General features: G+C 69.6%; 20 protein-coding genes. 12 read left to right on the top strand and 8 right to left on the bottom strand.

Annotation, left to right across the window (positions count from 1 at the left end; all coding sequences use genetic code 11):
• Positions 1-3 precede the first annotated feature (3 nt).
• Positions 4-723: an ABC transporter permease gene (locus ACFWIW_RS05545; protein WP_378367300.1), complete on the bottom strand. Its 720-nt coding sequence runs from the start codon at positions 721-723 to the stop codon at positions 4-6.
• A gap of 10 nt (positions 724-733) precedes the next feature.
• Positions 734-1,615: an ABC transporter ATP-binding protein gene (locus ACFWIW_RS05550; protein WP_378367301.1), complete on the bottom strand. Its 882-nt coding sequence runs from the start codon at positions 1,613-1,615 to the stop codon at positions 734-736.
• A gap of 118 nt (positions 1,616-1,733) precedes the next feature.
• On the opposite strand from ACFWIW_RS05550, the gene ACFWIW_RS05555 reads away from it, so the two are divergent.
• Positions 1,734-2,837: a sensor histidine kinase gene (locus tag ACFWIW_RS05555; protein ID WP_378367501.1), complete on the top strand. Its 1,104-nt coding sequence runs from the start codon at positions 1,734-1,736 to the stop codon at positions 2,835-2,837.
• Positions 2,834-3,436, top strand: coding sequence for a response regulator (locus ACFWIW_RS05560; protein ID WP_378367302.1), 603 nt, complete (start codon positions 2,834-2,836; stop codon positions 3,434-3,436). The genes ACFWIW_RS05555 and ACFWIW_RS05560 overlap by 4 nt, the downstream gene beginning before the upstream one ends.
• Here ACFWIW_RS05560 and ACFWIW_RS05565 read toward each other — a convergent pair.
• The gene (locus ACFWIW_RS05565) at positions 3,433-4,002 is read right to left on the bottom strand and encodes a helix-turn-helix domain-containing protein (RefSeq protein WP_378367303.1); all 570 of its coding nucleotides are present in this window, start codon (positions 4,000-4,002) and stop codon (positions 3,433-3,435) included. The two genes, ACFWIW_RS05560 and ACFWIW_RS05565, sit on opposite strands and share 4 nt — an antisense overlap.
• A gap of 68 nt (positions 4,003-4,070) precedes the next feature.
• On the opposite strand from ACFWIW_RS05565, the gene ACFWIW_RS05570 reads away from it, so the two are divergent.
• The 4 genes from ACFWIW_RS05570 to ACFWIW_RS05585 are packed head-to-tail and all read left to right on the top strand — an operon-like array spanning position 4,071 to position 6,592.
• Positions 4,071-4,664 (top strand): class I SAM-dependent methyltransferase, encoded by a 594-nt coding sequence (locus ACFWIW_RS05570; RefSeq protein WP_378367304.1) that lies wholly within the window; start codon positions 4,071-4,073, stop codon positions 4,662-4,664.
• On the top strand, positions 4,661-5,125 hold the full coding sequence (locus ACFWIW_RS05575) for a DinB family protein (RefSeq protein WP_378367305.1): 465 nt from the start codon (positions 4,661-4,663) through the stop codon (positions 5,123-5,125). The genes ACFWIW_RS05570 and ACFWIW_RS05575 overlap by 4 nt, the downstream gene beginning before the upstream one ends.
• A 14-nt stretch (positions 5,126-5,139) precedes the next feature.
• Positions 5,140-6,075 (top strand): alpha/beta fold hydrolase, encoded by a 936-nt coding sequence (locus tag ACFWIW_RS05580; RefSeq protein ID WP_378367306.1) that lies wholly within the window; start codon positions 5,140-5,142, stop codon positions 6,073-6,075.
• A 37-nt stretch (positions 6,076-6,112) separates the two neighbouring features.
• Positions 6,113-6,592: a DinB family protein gene (locus ACFWIW_RS05585; RefSeq protein WP_378367307.1), complete on the top strand. Its 480-nt coding sequence runs from the start codon at positions 6,113-6,115 to the stop codon at positions 6,590-6,592.
• Positions 6,593-6,642: 50 nt separating this feature from the next.
• On the opposite strand, the gene ACFWIW_RS05590 is transcribed toward ACFWIW_RS05585, so the two are convergent.
• From ACFWIW_RS05590 to ACFWIW_RS05600, 3 genes are all read right to left on the bottom strand, one after another.
• Positions 6,643-7,800 (bottom strand): S1 family peptidase, encoded by a 1,158-nt coding sequence (locus ACFWIW_RS05590; protein ID WP_378367308.1) that lies wholly within the window; start codon positions 7,798-7,800, stop codon positions 6,643-6,645.
• Positions 7,801-7,989: 189 nt separating this feature from the next.
• Positions 7,990-8,724 carry a TioE family transcriptional regulator gene (locus ACFWIW_RS05595; protein WP_378367309.1) on the bottom strand — a complete coding sequence of 245 codons (735 nt, stop codon included), beginning with the start codon at positions 8,722-8,724 and terminating at the stop codon, positions 7,990-7,992.
• Positions 8,725-8,742: 18 nt separating this feature from the next.
• On the bottom strand, positions 8,743-9,180 hold the full coding sequence (locus ACFWIW_RS05600; protein ID WP_378367310.1) for a DUF6194 family protein: 438 nt from the start codon (positions 9,178-9,180) through the stop codon (positions 8,743-8,745).
• A gap of 62 nt (positions 9,181-9,242) precedes the next feature.
• Here ACFWIW_RS05600 and ACFWIW_RS05605 point away from each other — a divergent pair, with 62 nt between their 5' ends.
• From ACFWIW_RS05605 to ACFWIW_RS05625, 5 genes are all read left to right on the top strand, one after another.
• Positions 9,243-9,953 carry a MerR family transcriptional regulator gene (locus ACFWIW_RS05605; protein WP_378367311.1) on the top strand — a complete coding sequence of 237 codons (711 nt, stop codon included), beginning with the start codon at positions 9,243-9,245 and terminating at the stop codon, positions 9,951-9,953.
• Positions 9,954-9,999: 46 nt separating this feature from the next.
• On the top strand, positions 10,000-10,803 hold the full coding sequence (locus ACFWIW_RS05610; protein WP_378367312.1) for a methyltransferase domain-containing protein: 804 nt from the start codon (positions 10,000-10,002) through the stop codon (positions 10,801-10,803).
• Between the two features lie 60 nt (positions 10,804-10,863).
• Positions 10,864-12,441 (top strand): adenylate/guanylate cyclase domain-containing protein, encoded by a 1,578-nt coding sequence (locus ACFWIW_RS05615; protein WP_378367313.1) that lies wholly within the window; start codon positions 10,864-10,866, stop codon positions 12,439-12,441.
• Between the two features lie 152 nt (positions 12,442-12,593).
• On the top strand, positions 12,594-13,262 hold the full coding sequence (locus tag ACFWIW_RS05620) for a papain-like cysteine protease family protein (RefSeq protein ID WP_378367314.1): 669 nt from the start codon (positions 12,594-12,596) through the stop codon (positions 13,260-13,262).
• Between the two features lie 9 nt (positions 13,263-13,271).
• Positions 13,272-14,036: a hypothetical protein gene (locus tag ACFWIW_RS05625; RefSeq protein ID WP_378367315.1), complete on the top strand. Its 765-nt coding sequence runs from the start codon at positions 13,272-13,274 to the stop codon at positions 14,034-14,036.
• Here the strand turns inward: ACFWIW_RS05625 and ACFWIW_RS05630 are convergent.
• Positions 14,023-14,997 (bottom strand): XRE family transcriptional regulator, encoded by a 975-nt coding sequence (locus ACFWIW_RS05630; protein ID WP_378367316.1) that lies wholly within the window; start codon positions 14,995-14,997, stop codon positions 14,023-14,025. The two genes, ACFWIW_RS05625 and ACFWIW_RS05630, sit on opposite strands and share 14 nt — an antisense overlap.
• Positions 14,998-15,022: 25 nt before the next feature.
• Positions 15,023-16,210 (bottom strand): cytochrome P450, encoded by a 1,188-nt coding sequence (locus tag ACFWIW_RS05635; protein WP_378367317.1) that lies wholly within the window; start codon positions 16,208-16,210, stop codon positions 15,023-15,025.
• Positions 16,211-16,321: 111 nt separating this feature from the next.
• Here ACFWIW_RS05635 and ACFWIW_RS05640 point away from each other — a divergent pair, with 111 nt between their 5' ends.
• Positions 16,322-16,594, top strand: a complete 273-nt coding sequence (locus tag ACFWIW_RS05640) for a hypothetical protein (protein WP_038522954.1) — start codon at positions 16,322-16,324, stop codon at positions 16,592-16,594.
• The last annotated feature ends 31 nt before the right edge of the window (positions 16,595-16,625 follow it).

Raw genomic sequence — 16,625 nt, forward strand, 5'->3', positions numbered from 1 at the left:
CGGTCATCGGCGTGGCTCCCAGCGGAAGAGCCGCGTGGCGAGGACGACGGCGACGACGACCCACGCGAGGGTCGGGGCGAGCAGGAGCAGCGAGTCGGTGAGGGCCGCACCGCCGTTCCAGGCGTCGACGGCGAGTTCGGTGGCCGAGCCGCCGGGCAGCAGCCGTTTGAGCAGGGTCAGCTCGTCGGTACCGGAGATGCCGACCCAGCTGGCCACGGCGATCACCCCGAGACTGACCGGCAGGGTGGTGACCTGCGCGTGTTCGGGGGAGTTGGTCAGGCCCGCGGTGGCAAGACCGAGGCCGATCATCATGGCGACGCTGGCGAGCACCGCCGCCACCAGCAGGCCGGCATTGGCGGGCGTGCCGGTGACCACGCCCAGCACGGTCATGATCACGGCCACCTGGACGAGTGAGATGACGGTGACCGGCAGCACCAGCCCGGCCAGGATGGACGCGTCGCCCGCCGCCGTGGAGCGCAACCGTTTGAGGAACAGGTTCTGCCGTCGTGAAGCCAGCGTGGTCACCGCGCTGGTGTAGAGACCGAACGCGCAGACCGTGAACATCACGATCGCCGCGATGTAGCCGAGACTGCCGATCTCGGCGAAGACCTCGTGCTGGTAGACGAAGAACGCGGAGATCGCGAGGGGCATCACGAAGCTGGTGATCAGGACCGACCGGTTCCGGAAGATCTGGATCAATTCGCTACGGGCTATCGAGAGCATGACAAGTCCTTCAGTCGTTTTCGATGGCGCGGAAGACGTCGTCGAGGCGGGTCGGCCCCGCTTCCAGGTCCGGCAGTTCGATCGCGTTGTCCTGTGCCCACCGGAGCAGGGTGTGCAGGTCCTTCTGCAGCCCGAAGGTCTCTATGACGAACCTCCCGTCGTGCTCGCGCTTGCCCTGCACCGGCAGCGCGGGAGCTGAGGGCGGCAGCGAGAACCGGATCACCGACGGCAGCGTCCGGGTCAGTTCGGCGACCGTGCCTTCCCGGTGGAACGTCCCCTGGTGCATCAGGCCGATGCGGTCGGCACGCTGCTGTGCCTCCTCCAGGTAATGCGTGGTGAGCACGATCGTCGAACCGTCCTCGCGCAGGTTGTCGACGGCGTCCCACAGCGCGTCCCGCGACTGGATGTCCAGCCCGGTGGTCGGCTCGTCCAGGAACACCAGCCGCGGCGAGCCGTACACCGCGGTCGCGAAATCGAGCCGCCGCTTCTCGCCACCGGAAAGCTGCGACACCTTCGTGTTCGCTTTGCGGGTCAGGTCCACGATGCCGAGTACCCGTTCGAGCCGATCCGTGCGCCGGGTCAGGGCCCCGATCAGGCGAATCGATTCCTTCACCGTCAGATCCGGTGAGAAACCGCTCTCCTGCAACATGACGCCCATCTCGGGCCGGACGGCGGCGCGGTCCCGCGGGCTCTTCCCGAGCACCCGGACGGTGCCCGACGTCGGATTCCGGTGTCCTTCCAGGGTTTCCAAGGTCGAGGTCTTCCCGGCCCCGTTCGTGCCGAGCAGGGCGTAGAACTCGCCTTGCCGGACTTGGAAGGACAGATCCTTCACGGCGTGGAAATCGCCGTATTTCACGTTCAGACGGTCAACGTCGATCGCTGTCGAAGTCATGCTTCGATCTCAGCCGCCCGGTAGCGCTCCGGCCAGTGCGGTCACGTCACGAGGAAACCATGACGTGGTGTCACTGTCGTCCCGCCAAGCGAGGGCCGATACTGGGCTCATGTCTGATGTGGACACCGAGCCGGCGAAGGGGCAGCTGCGCAGGCTGAACCTCACCATGTTCGTCCCGCTGCTCGTCGTCGGCGGGGTGATCGTGGTCGCCTCGGACTCGCGGACCTGGTGGCACGCGGTCGTCCTGAGCGTGGGTGTCCTGGCGGCCTTGGTCGCCTTCGTGCGCTGGGCGGCGGGCGAGGTGTTGCGGGTCGCGATCCCGTGCCTGGTGATCACGGCGGCGGTGTGGCCGTTCTCGGTGCTGCTCGTCGGTGGCAGCTCGGCGTTCTTCGGGGTCTTCCTCGTGGGTTCGCTGGTCGTCCCGCAATTGCCACGCCATCGGGTCGCGGCGGCCGTCGCGCTCGTCGGGTACATCGCCGCGATGGGCGCGTTGAGACCGCTGGTCTCCCACGAGGACGTGTCCGGTGAGCTGGTCGGCTTCGTGTTCGTTCCCGCCGCGATCACCGCCGTCGTGCTCGGCCTCATGTTCCCCAACAAGCGGTTCTACGACGTCGTCAGGGAACTCGAGGAGTCGCGCGAGCGGGAGGCGGAACTGGCCGTGATCAGGGAACGCGTCCGGTTCGCGAGCGATCTGCACGACATCCAGGGCCACACGCTGCACGTGGTGAAGCTCAAGACCGCACTCGCCAGGAAACTGGTGGACATCGACGCCGAGCGGGCCAAACAGGAGCTGGGGGAGATCCACGCGCTCGTGGCGGACACGATCACCCAGACGAAGGAACTCGCCTACGCCCAGCGCCGGCTCAACCTCTCCGCCGAACTGGAGAACGCGAGGAACCTTTTCGAGGCCGCGGGAATCCGCGTGCGTGTCGACCGGGAGGCGGACGTCGATCCGGCGGCGGGCAGGCTGCTCGGCCAGGTCCTGCGCGAGACCACGACCAACATCCTGCGTCACGCGCAGGCGACCCGCGTGCGGATCACCCTGTCGGAATGGAGCATCAGTATCGTCAACGACGGAGCCCCGCGAACGCCGCTGCCCGAACTCCGCGGGCTGGCCGCGCTCGGACAACGCGTCGTCGCGGACGGCGGTGAACTGACGGTGGAGCAGGAAGACGGGCGGTTCGTGACGGCGGCGTCCTTCCCGGCCATGGAGGAACGATGACCACGGTGGTGCTCGCCGACGACGAAGCCTTGCTGCGCAAGGCGATGGCCGCGTTGCTCCCGCTCGAAGGCGAGATCACCGTCCTGGCCGAGGCGGAGAACGGCGAAGAAGCCGTCGAGGCCACTTTGCGGCACGGGCCCGACGTCCTCGTCATCGATCTCGAAATGCCCGGGGTGGACGGGCTCGGCGCGGTCTCGGAGATCCGGCGCGCCAGGCCGGACCAGGTGATCCTCATGCTGACCCGGCACGCGAAACCCGGTGTGCTCCGCAAGGCGCTCAAGCTCGGTGTCCAGGGTTTCGTCAGCAAGGCAGCCGACCCGTCGCACATCACGTTCGTCATCGCCACGCTGCACGAGGGCAAACGCTGGATCGACCCGGACGTCTCCGCGCTCGCCGTCGTCGACGACTGTCCGCTCACCGAGCGGGAGCTGGAGGTGTTGCGGGTGACGGGCGAGGGGTATTCCGTCGCCGAGATCGCCGGACGTCTCCACCTCGCGCAGGGCACCGTGCGCAACTATCTCTCGAACGCCATGCAGAAGACCCAGACGCAGACCCGGCACGAGGCCGCCAGGTACGCCCGCGAGCACGACTGGCTCTAACGCGCCCGCACGTGGGCACGTTCACCCTGTGGCCCGAACAGGACGAGGGTTTCGACGGCGTGCCCGTCGGCCGAGCCGAGCCAATGCGGTAGCGCGGTGTCGAATTCGGCGGCCTCGCCCGGCGGGAGCACCAGGTCGCGGTCGCCGACCACCAGCCGCAACCGTCCATTGAGGACATACACCCATTCGTAGCCGCCGTGGGTCTGCGGCGTTGGCTCCGCCGGCGTGTCCCGGCCGGGGATCAGCATCTTGAACGCCTGCACCCCGCCCGCGCGCCGGGTGAGCGGAAGGAATGTCATGCCGTGGCGGTGGATCGGCCGCAGATGGATCCGCGGGTCGCCGGTCCGGGGAGCGCCGACGAGGTCGTCGAGCGGTACGCCGTGCACCCGGGCGAGCGGGAGCAGCAGTTCGAGCGTCGGCCGCCGTCCGCCGCTTTCCAGGCGTGACAAGGTGCTTTCCGAGATCCCGGTCGCCGCCGACAGTTCGGCGAGGGTCAGGCCGCGGTGTTTGCGCAGCGTTCGCAAGCGGGGGCCGACCGCGCCGAGCACCTCGTCCGTCTCGTCCATGCCCTCGATCTTGCCAGGTCGGCAAGTTTTCGTGCCAAACCGGCTGGAGCGGGGCGAAGGTGGCGATCATGAGCGCTACGAAATTCTGGGACGAACTCCACGAACGCCGGGCCGCCGGAACGCCGAAGGTGAACGCGCGGCTGGCCGAGATCGCGGGCCCGCTGACCCCGGGCACCGCGCTCGACCTCGGCTGCGGAGCCGGGGGCGACGCGCTTTGGCTGGCTGCCCGAGGCTGGCGGGTGACCGCGGTCGACATCTCCGGAGCGGCCGTGCGCGCGCTCCAGGGGCGCGGTGAACCGATCACGGCACTCCGCGTCGACCTCGCCGAAGACTTCCCCGAGGGCGCCTTCGACCTGGTGTCGGCGCAGTACTTCCACACGCCCTTCGCACTGGACCGGGCGCGGGTGCTGCGCACCGCAGCGGCCTCGGTGAATCCCGGCGGGCGGCTGGTCGTCGTCGACCACGGTTCCGCCGCGCCTTGGTCGTGGGATCAGGACGCCGAATTCCCTGCTCCCGGTGAGGTGGCGGCCGGACTGGACCTCGACCCGGCGGTCTGGTCGATCGACCGCGCGGAGGCGGCCGAACGCCTGGCCACCGGCCCGGGCGGCCGGACCGCGACGGTCGTCGACCACATCCTGATCCTCCGGCGGGCCGGGCGATGAGCCGGAAACGCGACGCCGGGCCGCCGTCGACCGGAGCCGGCGAAAAGGACGTGCTCGCCGGATTCCTCGACTATCTCCGCGCCGCGATCATGGCGAAGGCCGAAGGCGTGCCGGAGGACCGGGCCCGTACGCCCGGCGTGCCGTCCGGCACGAATCTGCTGGGCCTGGTCAAGCACCTGACCCAGGTCGAACGCCACTGGCTGCTCGGCCACCGCGTCACCGACTGGAAGGCGACGTTCCACCCGGGCCCGGACGACACGACGGCGTCGATTCTGGCCGCCTACCGGGAAACCGTCGCCGAGGCGAACGCCGTGATCGCCTCTTGGGACGACCTCGCCGCGACGGGACCTCGCCGGGGATCGCGGCGCTGGACGCTGACCCACCTGATCGAGGAAACCGCGCGGCACGCGGGCCACGCCGACATCCTGCGCGAACTGATCGATGGCGCCACCGGGCGCTGAAACGGAGAACCCCCATGTTCCACCGAGCCGCCGCTTTCTTCGTGGCCCTCGTCCTGCTGACGGCCTGCGGCGCACCCCCGGCCGCCGCCCCGCCCGACGGGTTCCGGCACGAGTACGCCGACGTCGACGGGGTGAAGATGCATTACGTCACCGGCGGGAAGGGCGCCCCGCTCGTCCTGCTGCACGGCTGGCCGCAGACCTGGTACGGCTGGCACCGGGTCATGCCCGCGCTGGCCGAACACTTCACGGTGTACGCCCTCGACCTGCCCGGCCTCGGCGACAGCACCGGTTCGCCGCCGAGCTACGACAAGGCGACCCTCGCCCGCTACGTGCACGGCCTCGTCGCCGGACGGCTGGGCCTGCGCGACGCCCGCGTCGCCGGCCACGACCTCGGCGCCGCCGTCGCCTTCCAGTACGCCGCGCAATTCCCCGGCGATCTCACCAAACTCGCCTACCTCGATCTGCCGCTGCCGGGGCCCGCGCTCGACGCGACGGCGTACCGGAACCTGAGCTGGCACATCGCGTTCCACTCGCAGAAGACGGTTCCCGAAGCCGTCGTCGGCGACGACGTGCGCGAGTACCTGTCCCTGTTCTATCCCCAGGTCGCCTACTCCGGGACGGCCTTCGGCGGTCCCGGCGCGCCGTCACCCTTCGACGACGCGGAGATCGACGAGTACGCCCGCACCTACACCAGGCCGGAGGTCCTGCACGGAGGTTTCGAGCTCTACCGGACGCTCGGGCAGGACGCGACCGCGAACACCGGCGCGAAACCCATCACCACCCCGACCCTGCTGATGACCGCCGAGGGATTGCTCGAACCACAGAAGGCCACCCTCGCGCCCCGCGTCGCGAACCTCGCCCGCGCGGTCGAGGTGCCGAGGGCGGGACATTGGCTCGCCGAGGAGAATCCCGCGTTCGTGAGCGCCGAACTGATCGGCTTCCTGAAGTAGTTTGCCGAAGATCGAGAACCTTTGCGATGCTTCGCGCATGTCCACGCTGGAAGTCCTGAATCACCCGTTCCGCGAGCAGTTCGAGGTCTTCCTCGACGAGCATCGCCGTGTGCTCGACCAGTCCCTGGAGGGGCTGACCGAGGAACAGGCCCGCCGGTCGCTCGTCCCCTCCCGGACGACCCTGCTCGGCCTGGTGAAGCACGCGACCTTCGTGGAGAAGGTGTGGTTCGTCGAAGCCGTCACCTGCCGCCCGCGGACCGAGATCGGCCTTCCCGAGACGCCTGACGAATCGTTCATCCTCACCGAGGAGGACACGATCGACTCCGTGCGGCAGGCGTACCGCGAAGCCTGCGAGGTGTCCCGCAAGGCCGCGGCCGCCCTCGATCTGGACGACCTGCTGCACGGGAACCGGCGCGGACCGCTCCCGTTGCGCTGGGTGTATCTGCACATGCTGCGGGAGCTCGCCCAGCACGGCGGACACGCGGACATCCTGCGCGAGCAGATCCTCAGTTCCTGAGAGACGACGATGACGGGGAGCCGCCGCTCCCCGTCATCGTCGATCTTCGATCAGGAACGGGTCAGCGTGACCCCGTACTTGTTCGCCGCGTCCACGACGGGCTGGTAGAAGGAGTACGAACCGGTGGCGTTGGCACCCTGGTTCCAGCCGCAGTCGTGCCCGTCGGCGGGGCCGCCGGAGGTCATGCCCTGCGCGGTGTTGCCCGCGATGTAGGCGCCGCCGCTGTCACCGCCCTCGGTGCAGACGGTCGACTTCGCCAGCCCGGTGGTGGCGACGCTTTCGCCGCTGTAGCGGACGGTCTGGTTGTACGCGGTGATCTTGCCGCAGGTCCAGCCGGTGGTGTTGCCCGCCTTGCACAGCGTGGTGCCGACCGGCGCCTTCGAGCTGCCGGTGATCCGCACCGTGGTGCCCATGCGGGTGTCCACGTAACCGCGGCCGGTGTCCTCGGCGTCGATGTCCATCAGGCCCATGTCGGCCGACGGGAACTGGGTGGCCACGCCGCGGCCGATGTGGACACCGCTGCGGTTCAGGATGTCCGGGTTGCCCTCGACGCAGTGCCCGGCGGTGAGCAGCACGTTGTTGCCGCTGCTGGTGGTGCCGGGGAAGCCCAGCGAGCAGTTGGTGCCGGGGACGAGGTCCATGATCTGGCCGGGGATGACGTCGGCCTGCGTGGTGTTCCCGTTGGCGACACCGGTCTGGACCGCGACGCCCGGCAGCGCGGTGAGCCGTCGCACGAGGGCGCTGTCGGCGCCCGGCTGCACGGTGACGACGACCTGGTCGGCCGCGAGTTCCGGACCCCACGACTGCACCTGGGTGACGTCCTTGCCGATCACCGTGCCGACCTTGGCGGACAGGGCGTTCAGCGCGTTCTCGCCGCGGGCACCGGTGCGCGGGGTCAGACCGGCCGAGCGAAGCTCCTTCGCGGAGCCGGCGTCGGCGTTCACCACGAGGGCACCGGCGTTGTCGAAGTACGCGCCGTCGGTGTGAAGGCCACGGGTTCTGACGTTCTCCAGCGACGCGATCAGGTTCTTCTCGTGGTCCAGCTTCTGGGCGGCCTGAAGCGGGCTGACCTTGAGCTGGGCGGCGAGCGTCTCGAGCATCGTCTGGTCGTAGGCGGTGACCGGCGCGGCGGTCGCCGGGACGGCGAGCGCGCCGATCCCGGCACAGACGCTGAACAGGGTGAGCATGACGGGTCCGCGAATTCGCATGCGAATTTCCTTCGATAAGGAGGGAACGACGAACCGCCGGAATATGTTCGGAAAGCGCAGGGGACCGGGCGGTTCATCTCGACGTGACGCACAGTACGAGCGCCCGTACGGCATGCCGTAGCGCCGAAAGTAGGATCCGTGATCGCGGACCTACTTTCGTATGCGGGGAACGCGAATTGCCCCGCGTATTCAATTGCGCGGAAGTGCCATTGTCCCAAAAGTGTCAGCGAGGTAGGCGTCCAGCGCGGCGGCGCCGGAGAGCAGGGCACGTCCCCTCGCCGAGAGCCGGGCGTGCCAGTCGCGCAGCGTCGACTCGAGCGGAACGACCCCGCCCGCCGAGCGGACCTGGTCGAGCACGGGCGCGATCCGCTCCAGGAGGTAGCCGCCCCGCCTCAGCTGGTGGGTCAGCTTCGCGTCGCGCACGTCGGCCGCGTTGTAGACGCGGTAGCCGGTCCTGGGGTCGCGTCCGGGACGGAGAAGGCCCGCCCGTTCCCATTCGCGCAGGGTGGCGGGCCGGACGCCGAGTTTCCGGGACAGCGGGCCGACGAACACCCCGCCCCGCTCCTGCGGCACAGGTTCGAGATCGCGGAGCGCGGCCGCGACGTCCTGGAGGGTGCGGCGGTCGTCGAGCAGCTGCGCGTGGCTCTCGTCGACGAGCCGGAGCGCCTCCTCGACCGAGTCCTGGTTGACCGCCCGCATGATCGCCGCCGCCGTCGCGTGGCCGTGCCCCGGCACGAGGGCGAGGAACGCGCGCAGGGCTTGCGCGTGGAGTGGCGTGTAGGTGCGATAGCCCTGCGGACCGCGTTCGGCGGCGGGGAGGATGCCGTCCGCTTCGTAATTGCGGACCGCCTGTGCGGACAGGCCGTGCTCGCGCGCGAGGTCGACCGGCCTGAGCCGCTCACGGGTTGGAAGGTTCCGGCCCACCTCCCCACGATATGCGGTCTAGCGGTCCGCCCGCCGCTCGTAACGGGTGCGAGCCAGCCGGTAGGCCGTTTCGAGCAGTTCGCGGGTGACCGCTTCGGTGTCGTCCGCCGGGTTCACCACCGCCAGCCAGCCCGCGTTCCCGTACACGGGATGGGCGATCAGGGTGTCGGTGGCGGCGGGGTCCTGGCCGAGCCGCCGGGCGAACTCCTTCTTGCCGGCGTGGATGTTCACGCGGAACGTGTCCGGGCGGTCCAGCCGCGAGGTCTCGTCGCCGGGGTAGTTCTTGGTCACGATCGTCGCGAAGGGCTGGACGTTCGTCGGGACGACGCCGTCGGGAGAGTAGTAGAAGAACGCGTCGCCCCAGCTGAGCTCCGGCCATTCGTCGCCCGGACCCGGGGTGAGGGTCAGGACCCCGTCGAGGCCCGAGACGAGGCCGATGATCTCTTCGATGGTCATGTGCTCAAGCGTGGCATTAAAGTGCTTATGGAGGGTTCGAGCGCGTTTTCGACGGAGTGAAGGTGTCAAGTCTCAAATCGATGCGCACGGCGGAGGTCGCGCGCCGGTCGGGATACTCCGTCCAGCAGGTGCGGAACCTCGAACGCGACGGCGTGCTCCCGGCGGCGGCGCGGACGGCTTCGGGCTACCGGAGCTACGGCGAGGTCCACCTCCTGTCGGCGCTGGCCTACCGCGCGCTCGCCTCGGCGGTGGGGCCGGTCGAGGCCAAGAAGATCGTCCGCGCCCTCCACCGGGATCCGCTCCCGGAAGTCCTCGCGCTCCTCGACGCGGCCCACGCCGGGCTCGACGCCGAACGCGCGGACCTCCGGGACGCCAAGGAAGCCGTCCGGGTGATCTCCGGGGAACCGATCGAAGACGTACGCGGGTCGGACTCGATGAGCGTCTCCGAACTGGCGTCGGCGCTCGGCGTGCGCCCGTCGACCCTGCGGCACTGGGACACGGAACGCCTCGTCGTGCCCGGACGCGATCCGCGGGGGACGCGGCGGTACACGCCGTCGCAGGTGCGGGACGCGCGGATCGTGCATCAGCTGCGGCTGGCGGGCTACCGCGTCGCGCCCCTGCGCGCGCTGATGCCGGAACTGCGGCGATCCCGGCGGCTGGAGGACGTCGCTTCCGCGCTCGCCGCCAGGGACGCCGGGATCACGGCGCGCTCGCGGGCGCTCTTCGACGGCACCGCCACCCTTTCGCGCCTCGTGAGTGGTAAGGACGGTTAGAACCATCCTTACCACTCACGAGGCGCGGAACGGATATCGTCGCGGCATGTCCTCTCGCGAAGTGGGAACCCAGCGCGCTTTCGACGCGGCCGCCGCCGATTTCGCCGCGCTCGGGCGGTATCTGTGGGAGCCGATCGGCGCGGCCACGGTGAAGGCCGCCAGGCTTGCCGAAGGTGACCGTGTCCTCGACGCCTGCTGCGGCACCGGTGCTTCGGCGATTCCGGCGGCGCACGCGGTCGGTCCCGGGGGTGTGGTGGACGCGATCGATCTCTCCGGTCCGATGATCGGCGAGTTGCGCCGTCTCGCGGCCGATTTGCCGCAGCTGCGCGCGCACGAGGCGGACGCGACGGCGTGGGACACCGGCGGCTACGACGTCGTCCAGGCCGCGCTCGGTATCTTCTTCTTCCCCGACATGACCGACGGCACCGATCGGCTGATCGCCAGGGCGCGGTCCGGCGGGCGGGCCGTGTTCACGATCTGGCGCGGCGGCTCCATGGTGGCCGCGGGTCGTCATCTCGGCCGCGCGGTCGCCGCGGTGACCGAGTCGGCGCCGCCCGCCGAGCGTGAGCCCGGGTTGATCGATCGCATCGACCAGGCCGACACCTACGCGGACTGGCTTTCCGAGCGGAATCTGTCCGATGTGGACGTCGTGGTCAACGAACTGCGGCTGACCATGACGCCGGAGATCGCCTGGCTGGTCGTCATCGGCTCCGGGTTCCGCGGGCTGCTCGCCGACCTCGAGCCCGGCGTCGTCGAGCGGGTGCGCGAGCGCTATCTGGAGTCCTTGCGTGCCGAAGGGGTGACCGAACTCGACGCCACCACGCTGATCGGCTCCGGCACCGTCCGCTGACGGCCACGGCCCTTTCGGTGTACAGTCGTTCACTCAAACCGGGTGAACGGCGGGACACGGGTGCGAGAAGACAACGACTCCTCTGTTCGGGGCCGCGGGCAGGGGCCGTTCGGCTCCTGGCTGCTCGGCCCGCTCGATCAGGACCCGGCCGTGTTGCGCCGTCGCGTCCAGGGGCTGCTCACCGGGACACTGATCGCGACCAACGTCATCGGCGCGCTGGTCGTGGTCGGGCTGGCGGCACTGCTCATGCCCGCTCCCGGGATGTCCGGTGACCTGATCCGGGTGACCGCGATCGCGGTTCCGGTCTACGTGATCTCCGCCGTGGTGGTCGGCGCGCTGTGGGGCACCCGCGGCGCGCTGCGGACGTTGCGATGGGCGGCCGAGGGCCGGACGCCGACCGACGAGGAGCGCGCGTCGAGCCTTCGGGTCCCGTTGCGCCTGACGTTGGTCCAGGCGGTGCTGTGGGGTATCGCGACCGTGGTGTTCGGCGTGCTGGCCGCGCTGGTGCAGCCGCGGGTCGTGCTCACCGAACTGCTCGTCGTCGCCTTCGCGGGCGTGGTCGTCTGCGCGATCGCCTACCTGGCAGGGGAATTCATCCTGCGGCCGTACGCGGCGCTCGCGTTGTCCGGCACCTTGCCGTCGCGGCCGCTCAGCGCGGGCGTGAACCTGCGGATGCTCCTGTTCTGGTGCCTCGGCACCGGGGTGCCGGTGGCGGGGCTGGTGGTCACCGCGGTGCTGGCGTGGGCGCGCGGCGACGTGTCGACGACGAAGCTCGCCATCTCGGTGATCGCGCTCGGGCTGGTGGTACTGGTCTTCGGTCTGCTGGTGACGGTGTTCACCGCGCGTGCCGTGGTGAACCCGATCCGGTCGGTGCAGCACGCGCTCGGCCGGGTCCGGGCGGGTGATTTCGCCGTGGAGATCCCGGTCTACGACGGCACCGAACTCGGTCTGCTGCAAGCGGGTTTCAACGGGATGGCGGCGGGCCTCGCCGAACGCGAACGTTTGCGGGACCTGTTCGGCAGGCATGTCGGCGAGGACGTCGCGAGCGAGGCGATGCGCACGTCGGCCGAACTCGGTGGCACGGTGCGGACGGTGTCGGTGCTGTTCGTCGACCTGATCGGCTCGACCGCGCTGGCCGCGAGCCGCCCGCCCGAGGAGGTCGTCGGCCTGCTCAACCGGTTCTTCGCGGTGGTGGTCGACGAGGTCGATCGCAACCACGGGCTGGTCAACAAGTTCGTCGGCGACGCCGCGCTCGCGATCTTCGGCGCGCCGGTACGGCTGGCGGATCACGCCACCCTCGCGCTTTCCGCGGGCCGGGCGATCGCGCGCAGGCTGGCCGCGGAGGTGCCGGAATGCCCGGCCGGGATCGGTGTGGCGACGGGTGAGGTGGTCGCCGGGAACGTCGGCGACCCGCGCCGGTTCGAGTACACGGTGATCGGCGATCCGGTCAACGAGGCGGCCCGGCTCACCGAGCTGGCGAAGAACGTCGAAGCCCGGCTGCTCGCTTCGTGGACGGCGATCGAGTCGGCCGCCGAAACCGAGGCCACACAGTGGAAGGCGACGGAGGACGTCACCTTGCGGGGCCGGTCCCGGCCCACCACCCTCGCGACACCCGTGGCGGATTCACAGCCTCTGTGAAGGTGCCGTGAATCTTGCGCGGCGGCTCGCGCTCCGCCGGTTGGCGGACCGTGAACGATCACAGCGGCTCCTTCGCGCCTGGTGAGGGCGTTGTTCCCGAAGCCGGGGCGGCGCACGGTGATCTCCCCACCCCAGTGTCAAAGGAGACATCTGTGAAGAGCCTTTCGAGGGCCGCGCTGGCGACCGGAGCCGCCGTCTTCGCGCTGAGCATGCTGCCCGCCACCGCGTTGGCGCAGTCCGGCGACGGGGACCGGCCCAGCGGCCTGATCCAGACCAAGACGCACACTCAAGTGCGGGAGATCGCACCGGTGGCCGGGACCGCGACGACGATCGCCGCGACGTCCGCGTCCAAGCAGCTGAACTACACCCAGCAGGTGCAGCAGTACGACCAATGGTGCTGGGCGGCGGACGGTTCGAGTATCGAGCGGTCGATGGGCGGCACCGCCACCCAGGCCCAGTTCTGCGCCGCGGGCAAGGGCACGTCGGCGGGCTACTGCCCGAACCAGCCCGCCCAGATCTACGAGATCGTCCGCGGTTTCCGCGGCACCGGTTTCTCCGCGCAGGACGCGGGCGGCCCGATCGGCTTCAGCTCGGTCGTCAGCCAGATCGACGCCGGGATCCTGAACCTGACGGGGATCTACTGGACCTCCGGCGGTGGCCACGCCGAGGTGATCTACGGCTACGACTCGGCGAACCAGTCGATCATGGTCGGCGACCCGTGGCCCACCTACCAGCGTTACCAGACCTGGAACTACAACCAGTACCGCAGCAACGGCCAGTTCCGCTGGAACGACACCATCGTCAACATCCGGAAGGGCTGAGCCGCCGATATGGACACGATCTGCCGGAAGTTCGCCGGTTGTCTCGCGGTGGCCGTCGCGACGCTGCTGCCCGCCACGCTGCCCGCCTCGGCGAGCGAAGGTGTCGTCCCGCCCTCGGACGGCGACCTCGCGGCGGCCGTGCGTGTCGCCGGGCAGCCCGACGCGATCGGTCTCGCGAGATCGAACTTCCGGCAGGTCGACCAGCTCGAGCCGCGCCAGATCACCATGGGGGAGAAGGGAATCCCGGTCTACACCCTCAATCCCGACTTCGTCAGGGGCGTCGCGGGGGCGCCGGCGGGCGTGCTCAGATCCGTCGCCGTGACGGCCACCGCGGATTCCGGGCAGAAGGCGACGCTGCAGGCGATGCCCGAGGCGCCGGGGAAGTGGGTGGCGGCGAGCGTGTTCTCCGGCAACGACGAAGAGACCTTGAGCGCGCGGCTGAAGCCCGGTTCGGTCCTGCTCAACGAACCCCAGATCAACGGCTGGTACGAACTGGGCCCAGACGGCGTCGTGCTGCTGCGGGCGAGCCTGCCGCAGTCGCCGGTGGGGAAGTTCGTCCCGCTTTCCGACTACCAAAGGGAAGTACACGGCCGCTACGCCGACAAGCTGCCGGGATCGGACTACCAGCGCGGCGGCGGGATCGGCTTCACACAGCCGGAGCCCCCGCCTGCCGACACAGGGATTCCCGTCGCGATCGTCGCCGGCTTGATCACGGCCGGAGTGGGTGTCGTGCTCGTCGCCGTGTGGTGGCGGCGCCGTCTCACTCCCAGATGAGGTCGATCCCCGCGATGCCGACGTCGAGTTCCTCGAAGTAGGCACTGACCGTCGCACCCGGCCCGGGATGCAGCGGCTCGCTGACCACGGGAGCGAGTTCTTCGCGCTCCCGCACGGTTTTGACGCAGCGCGCGGGGAGCGCGCAGCCGTCGAAACGCATGCGGAGCAGATACGCCGACATACGCGACCGCACCGTCCGGTGGAAGCAGGTCGAACGGACCGACGCGGTCAGCCGCAAGGTGAACGCGAAGGTGTGCGTCTCCCCTTCGGCCAGGCCGCGGTCGAAGAGGAGCTCGAACACCATCCCCGGCGACGTGGCGCTTCGGCGCACTCTGCCTCTTCGGCAGCCGTCGGTGGCGAAGACCGTCGTGGCCTCCATGTCCGTGCCTGGCTCGTCCTGATGGGTCACCACGAAACCGTCCGCGCCGGGCTCCCGCGCCCGCACCACCATGGTCGAGGTGATCTCCGAGATCCGGCCTTCGCCGGTCAAGGTCAGCACGTCGACGACGGTCACGACGTCGAGCTTCGCGTTGCCCTCCGCGCCGGGTGCCGTACTCAGTTCGTCCAGCAGTGAACAGGTCTCGGCCCAGCTCCGCCGCAGTTCGGCCACCGAGGGCCTGCGGTCGTCGCCCGCCGATCGCCGCTGCGGGCCGATCAGGACGATGAGACTGTCCGGCGGCAGGCCCAGCACCGCTTCGAGCGCGCGGACGACGTCGAGCGAACGCGGTGTCGACGGATGCCGGAGCCCGCGCTGCCAGTAGCTCAAGGTCGATTCGGCCACGGAAACGCCGCGAGCCGCCAGATGTGCGCGGATACGGGACAGGGAAAGGCCGCGATGTTCCACCGCCTCGGAAAGCGCGCGATGGAACGGGCCGGATCTGACCTCGCGTTCCTGGTACATGAGCACCCCCACCGACGCCGGGTTGGCGCAAAGCATGCGCAGTCCGGCGCCGGTCGGCAACCGCCTAAGGTCGAAAACCGGACTTTCAGGCGAATTCGAGCCGCAGGCTTTCGAGGCCGCGCAGCGTCACCTGCTTGACCCAGACCGGATCGGCGGTCCGGTGGAAGGCACGGCCGGCGCCGAGCAGCGCCTCGAACAGGGTCCGGCCCTCCAGTCGGGCGAGCGGGGCGCCGAGACAGAAGTGGATGCCCTGTCCCAGCGCGAGATGCCTCGGCGAGGGACGATCCACGTCGAAGCGGTCCGGCCTCTCGTGCGTGCGCGGGTCGCGGTTGGCCGCTCCCAGCAGCACGACCGCTTGGGCGCCTTCGCCGACGGTCTCGTCCCCGATCGTCGTGTCCCGCAGGGCGAGCCGGGTCGTCAGCTGGACGGGGGAGTCGTACCGGAGCATCTCCTCGACCGCGTTCGGGATCTTCGACCGGTCTTCGGCGAGTTTCCGGTGCTGCTCCGGATGGTTCAGCAGCGCGAGGATCCCGTTGCCGATCAGGTTGGTCGTCGTCTCGTGCCCGGCCACCAGCAGGAGCATCGCGGTGATCACCAGTTCGCCTTCGCTGAGCCTGTCGCCCTCGTCGGAGACCGACACCAGATCGGAGAACAGGTCGCCGGTCGGCCGCTTCCGTCGTTCCTTCGCCAGCTCACGGAAGTAGGCGACGAACTCGCGCCGGGCCGCGACGGCCGCCGCGACGGTCTCCTGCGCGATCAGGAACGACGGGTCGAGTGCGCGCCCCATGGCGTGCGACCACCCTTCGAAACGCTCGCGGTCGGCCAAGGGCACGCCGAGCATCTCGCTGATGACGACGACCGGCAACGGCTTCGCGATCTCGGTCATCAGGTCGAATTCGCCCATTTCGAGCGCTTTCGCCACGAGCTCTTTCGCCAGCTCCCCGATCCTCGGGGCGAGCTGCTCGATCATCCTCGGGGTGAACGCCTTGGAGACCAGCCGCCGCAGCCGCGTGTGATCCGGCGGGTCGAGCGCGAGGAACGACCGGACCACCCGGCCCCGCTCGTCCACCGGCTCGTTCTCGTGGGGATCCGGCAGCACCTCCGGCTCCCCGTGGCCGAACGCGGGGTTCTTGAGCAGGGCGGACGCCTCTTCGAACCCGCTGACCACGAAGAACCCGTCGGCGGCCGCGAAGACCGGGCCGCGGTCGAAGACCTGGCGGTAGAACGGGTACGGATCGGTCCTGGTCTCCGGCGTGAGCAGGGTTTCGAGCATGACCCGATCCTATGCGCGGCCGCCGGTGGAGGAGTGACGGTTCTGACAGTCCCAAGAGCCAGTTCTTGCCCGATTTCGGGCAAGAACTGGCGTTCCGGAAGTCGGATGTGCATGATGAGCTCCGTGGAGGACGCGGACATCGTCGAGCAGGTGGCCTTGTCGACAGGTTTGTCGACGGCCATCGCCGCCCGTGTCGTCGAGGACGTACTGGCGTTCTACCGGCAACCCGCCGAGCAGTACGTCCGTTCGCGGCATGCCCAGTTGCAGGCGGAGGGCAGGAAGAACCCCGAGATCTTCCCCCTGATCGCCGGCGAGCTGAGCCGCCGTCTCGTCGCTCCTCCCGACCTGTCCGAGCGGCAGCTGCGCCGCATCGTCTACGGCTGACGGACCACACCCGTCCGTTTTCTTTTGTGAG

This window comes from Amycolatopsis sp. NPDC058340, assembly GCF_042723975.1.
Lineage (GTDB): Bacteria > Actinomycetota > Actinomycetes > Mycobacteriales > Pseudonocardiaceae > Amycolatopsis.

Bases quoted from the DNA above. Each gene is read 5' to 3' on its own strand.
- ACFWIW_RS05545 (WP_378367300.1), bottom strand. From the start codon at position 723: ATGCTCTCGATAGCCCGTAGCGAATTGATCCAGATCTTCCGGAACCGG.
- ACFWIW_RS05550 (WP_378367301.1), bottom strand. From the start codon at position 1,615: ATGACTTCGACAGCGATCGACGTTGACCGTCTGAACGTGAAATACGGC.
- ACFWIW_RS05560 (WP_378367302.1), top strand. From the start codon at position 2,834: ATGACCACGGTGGTGCTCGCCGACGACGAAGCCTTGCTGCGCAAGGCG.
- ACFWIW_RS05565 (WP_378367303.1), bottom strand. From the start codon at position 4,002: ATGGACGAGACGGACGAGGTGCTCGGCGCGGTCGGCCCCCGCTTGCGA.
- ACFWIW_RS05570 (WP_378367304.1), top strand. From the start codon at position 4,071: ATGAGCGCTACGAAATTCTGGGACGAACTCCACGAACGCCGGGCCGCC.
- ACFWIW_RS05575 (WP_378367305.1), top strand. From the start codon at position 4,661: ATGAGCCGGAAACGCGACGCCGGGCCGCCGTCGACCGGAGCCGGCGAA.
- ACFWIW_RS05580 (WP_378367306.1), top strand. From the start codon at position 5,140: ATGTTCCACCGAGCCGCCGCTTTCTTCGTGGCCCTCGTCCTGCTGACG.
- ACFWIW_RS05585 (WP_378367307.1), top strand. From the start codon at position 6,113: ATGTCCACGCTGGAAGTCCTGAATCACCCGTTCCGCGAGCAGTTCGAG.
- ACFWIW_RS05590 (WP_378367308.1), bottom strand. From the start codon at position 7,800: ATGCGAATTCGCGGACCCGTCATGCTCACCCTGTTCAGCGTCTGTGCC.
- ACFWIW_RS05600 (WP_378367310.1), bottom strand. From the start codon at position 9,180: ATGACCATCGAAGAGATCATCGGCCTCGTCTCGGGCCTCGACGGGGTC.
- ACFWIW_RS05610 (WP_378367312.1), top strand. From the start codon at position 10,000: ATGTCCTCTCGCGAAGTGGGAACCCAGCGCGCTTTCGACGCGGCCGCC.
- ACFWIW_RS05625 (WP_378367315.1), top strand. From the start codon at position 13,272: ATGGACACGATCTGCCGGAAGTTCGCCGGTTGTCTCGCGGTGGCCGTC.
- ACFWIW_RS05635 (WP_378367317.1), bottom strand. From the start codon at position 16,210: ATGCTCGAAACCCTGCTCACGCCGGAGACCAGGACCGATCCGTACCCG.
- ACFWIW_RS05640 (WP_038522954.1), top strand. From the start codon at position 16,322: ATGATGAGCTCCGTGGAGGACGCGGACATCGTCGAGCAGGTGGCCTTG.